At 73.7% G+C, this 4,074-nt stretch carries 1 protein-coding gene and 3 pseudogenes; 2 read left to right on the top strand and 2 right to left on the bottom strand.

Annotation, left to right across the window (positions count from 1 at the left end; translation table 11 throughout):
* Positions 1-345 (top strand): annotated as a pseudogene (locus ASJ79_RS35175) (hypothetical protein); the annotation flags it as partial.
* Positions 251-2,092 (top strand): HAD-IC family P-type ATPase, encoded by a 1,842-nt coding sequence (locus tag ASJ79_RS20025; protein ID WP_369803725.1) that lies wholly within the window; start codon positions 251-253, stop codon positions 2,090-2,092. The pseudogene ASJ79_RS35175 and the gene ASJ79_RS20025, both read left to right, overlap by 95 nt.
* Here ASJ79_RS20025 and ASJ79_RS20030 read toward each other — a convergent pair.
* A pseudogene (locus tag ASJ79_RS20030) lies at positions 1,983-3,827 on the bottom strand (HAD-IC family P-type ATPase); the annotation flags it as partial. The gene ASJ79_RS20025 and the pseudogene ASJ79_RS20030 overlap by 110 nt on opposite strands.
* A pseudogene (locus tag ASJ79_RS35170) lies at positions 3,730-4,074 on the bottom strand (hypothetical protein); the annotation flags it as partial. The pseudogenes ASJ79_RS35170 and ASJ79_RS20030, both read right to left, overlap by 98 nt.

The following is a 4,074-nucleotide window of genomic DNA, read 5'->3' as shown; positions in this document are numbered from 1 at the left end:
AACGTGGCGGACCCGTCGGTCGTGGGCGGGGCGATCCTGCTGGTGGTGCTGTCGCTGTTCGGGTTCGATTTCGACACCGTCGGGAGGCGCCAGCCGGACGGCGGCGAGGACACCGTCGGGAGGCGCCGCGGTGCGCAAGGAACTCTCCGATCCGCTGACCCCGGTGCTGGCCGTCGGTTCCGCGGCGAGCGCGCTGATGGGCTCCCCGGTCGACGCGATCCTGGTGGGTTCGGTCCTCACCGGCAATGCGATTCTCGCTGCATCCCAACAGGTTCGGGCCGAGCGGCTGCTGCGCCGCCTGCTCGCGGTCCAGGATCCGCCCGCCCGTCTGGTACTGGGCGGTGAACCCGCGAACGGTCACCGGAGCGTCGCCGCGGCGCGCCTGCTGCCGGGTGACGTCGTCGAGGTGCGCTCCGGGGAGGTGGTTCCCGCCGACTGCCGGATCATCGAGGCGTTCGACCTCGAGGTCGACGAGTCGGCGCTGACCGGCGAATCCCTGCCGGTGTCCAAGCACACCGCCCCGACCCCCGGCGCCGAAGTCGCCGAACGGGCCTGCATGCTGTACGCCTCGACGACCGTCGTGGCCGGGTCCGCCCTCGCGGTGGTCACCGCCATCGGTCCCCAGACACAGGTGCGCCGGGCCGCCGAGGTGGCCCCCTCGCGCGGGTCGCCCGTGGGCCTGCAGTCGCAGCTGCGCGAATTGACCAACCGCGCACTACCTTTCAGTCTCGCGGGGGGCGCACTGGTGAGCGGGCTCGGCCTGTTGCGGCTCGCGCCGTTGCGCCGGGCCGTCGCCAGCGGTGTCGCGGTGGCCGTGGCCGCGGTCCCCGAAGGGCTGCCGCTGGTGGCGACGCTGGCCCAGCAGGCGTCGGCGCGGCGGCTGTCCCACGCCGGGGCCCTGGTCCGCAGCCCGAAGTCGGTCGAGGCACTGGGACGCGTCGACGTGGTGTGTTTCGACAAGACCGGCACCCTGAGCGAGAACCGGTTACAGGTCACCCGAATCCACCACACCGACGGGTTCACCGACGATCAGGTGCTGTCCGTCGCGGCGCAGGCCACCCCGCCGAAGAACGGCAGCCGGCACGAACACGCCACGGACGCGGCCGTCGTCGACGCCGTCGGCGCGGAGGCCCCACGGGACGGCGACGAGATCCACCTTCCGTTCAGGTCCGGCCGGCCGTTCTCGGCCTCGATCGCCGGCACCGAACTCGTCCTCAAGGGCGCTCCGGAGGTGGTGTTCGACGCATGCGCCGGACGCGACGCCGGCGCCGGACCCGCGATCGAAGCCATGGCCGAATCCGGCCTGCGCGTCATCGCCGTGGCCCGCCGCACGGTGACCGCCGCGCAGGCCGGCGCCGCGCGCGCCGACGACAAGGCCTTCGCCGCGCTCTGCGGCAGCGGGCTCACCCTGGTGGGTCTGCTCGGTATCTCCGACACGCCCCGGAAAGGTGCGGCGGGCGTGTTGGCGGCGTTGCACGGGCAGCGGGTCGGGGTGCGTCTGGTCACCGGCGACCACCCCGTCACCGCCGCCGCGATCGCCACCGAACTCGGGCTGCCGGTCACCACCGAGCAGGTGGTCAGCGGCGCCGACTGGGAAGCCATGTCGCGCCGCGACCAGGAACGCGCGGTGCGGGACACCGTCGTCTTCGCGCGGATGACACCGGAGCACAAGGTCCAGGTCGTGCAGACGCTGGAGCGCACCGGCCTGGTGTGCGCGATGGTCGGCGACGGCGCGAACGACGCCGCCGCGATCCGGTCCGCCACCGTCGGCATCGGCGTGGCCGCACGCGGCAGCGACCCGGCCCGCACCGCCGCGGACGTGATGCTGCTGGACGGCCGGATCGAGGCGCTGCTGGACGCCATCGACGAGGGACGCCAGCTGTGGCGCCGGGTGCAGGCCGCCGTAGCGGTCCTGCTCGGCGGAAACGCCGGAGAGGTCGCGTTCGCCGTCGCCGGTTCGGCGCTGACCGGCCGCTCCCCGCTCAACGCGCGGCAACTGCTGCTGGTGAACATGATGACCGACGCGCCGCCGTCGGCGCCGACGGCGGCGCGTCGGTCATCATGTTCACCAGCAGCAGTTGCCGCGCGTTGAGCGGGGAGCGGCCGGTCAGCGCCGAACCGGCGACGGCGAACGCGACCTCTCCGGCGTTTCCGCCGAGCAGGACCGCTACGGCGGCCTGCACCCGGCGCCACAGCTGGCGTCCCTCGTCGATGGCGTCCAGCAGCGCCTCGATCCGGCCGTCCAGCAGCATCACGTCCGCGGCGGTGCGGGCCGGGTCGCTGCCGCGTGCGGCCACGCCGATGCCGACGGTGGCGGACCGGATCGCGGCGGCGTCGTTCGCGCCGTCGCCGACCATCGCGCACACCAGGCCGGTGCGCTCCAGCGTCTGCACGACCTGGACCTTGTGCTCCGGTGTCATCCGCGCGAAGACGACGGTGTCCCGCACCGCGCGTTCCTGGTCGCGGCGCGACATGGCTTCCCAGTCGGCGCCGCTGACCACCTGCTCGGTGGTGACCGGCAGCCCGAGTTCGGTGGCGATCGCGGCGGCGGTGACGGGGTGGTCGCCGGTGACCAGACGCACCCCGACCCGCTGCCCGTGCAACGCCGCCAACACGCCCGCCGCACCTTTCCGGGGCGTGTCGGAGATACCGAGCAGACCCACCAGGGTGAGCCCGCTGCCGCAGAGCGCGGCGAAGGCCTTGTCGTCGGCGCGCGCGGCGCCGGCCTGCGCGGCGGTCACCGTGCGGCGGGCCACGGCGATGACGCGCAGGCCGGATTCGGCCATGGCTTCGATCGCGGGTCCGGCGCCGGCGTCGCGTCCGGCGCATGCGTCGAACACCACCTCCGGAGCGCCCTTGAGGACGAGTTCGGTGCCGGCGATCGAGGCCGAGAACGGCCGGCCGGACCTGAACGGAAGGTGGATCTCGTCGCCGTCCCGTGGGGCCTCCGCGCCGACGGCGTCGACGACGGCCGCGTCCGTGGCGTGTTCGTGCCGGCTGCCGTTCTTCGGCGGGGTGGCCTGCGCCGCGACGGACAGCACCTGATCGTCGGTGAACCCGTCGGTGTGGTGGATTCGGGTGACCTGTAACCGGTTCTCGCTCAGGGTGCCGGTCTTGTCGAAACACACCACGTCGACGCGTCCCAGTGCCTCGACCGACTTCGGGCTGCGGACCAGGGCCCCGGCGTGGGACAGCCGCCGCGCCGACGCCTGCTGGGCCAGCGTCGCCACCAGCGGCAGCCCTTCGGGGACCGCGGCCACGGCCACCGCGACACCGCTGGCGACGGCCCGGCGCAACGGCGCGAGCCGCAACAGGCCGAGCCCGCTCACCAGTGCGCCCCCCGCGAGACTGAAAGGTAGTGCGCGGTTGGTCAATTCGCGCAGCTGCGACTGCAGGCCCACGGGCGACCCGCGCGAGGGGGCCACCTCGGCGGCCCGGCGCACCTGTGTCTGGGGACCGATGGCGGTGACCACCGCGAGGGCGGACCCGGCCACGACGGTCGTCGAGGCGTACAGCATGCAGGCCCGTTCGGCGACTTCGGCGCCGGGGGTCGGGGCGGTGTGCTTGGACACCGGCAGGGATTCGCCGGTCAGCGCCGACTCGTCGACCTCGAGGTCGAACGCCTCGATGATCCGGCAGTCGGCGGGAACCACCTCCCCGGAGCGCACCTCGACGACGTCACCCGGCAGCAGGCGCGCCGCGGCGACGCTCCGGTGACCGTTCGCGGGTTCACCGCCCAGTACCAGACGGGCGGGCGGATCCTGGACCGCGAGCAGGCGGCGCAGCAGCCGCTCGGCCCGAACCTGTTGGGATGCAGCGAGAATCGCATTGCCGGTGAGGACCGAACCCACCAGGATCGCGTCGACCGGGGAGCCCATCAGCGCGCTCGCCGCGGAACCGACGGCCAGCACCGGGGTCAGCGGATCGGAGAGTTCCTTGCGCACCGCGGCGCCTCCCGACGGTGTCCTCGCCGCCGTCCGGCTGGCGCCTCCCGACGGTGTCGAAATCGAACCCGAACAGCGACAGCACCACCAGCAGGATCGCCCCGCCCACGACCGACGGGTCCGCCACGTT

It is taken from the genome of Mycobacterium sp. NAZ190054 (assembly GCF_001545925.1).
Taxonomy (GTDB): Bacteria; Actinomycetota; Actinomycetes; order Mycobacteriales; family Mycobacteriaceae; genus Mycobacterium.
The sequence above is the reverse complement of the archived record's forward strand: the minus strand, read 5'-3'. Positions and strand labels throughout refer to the sequence as shown.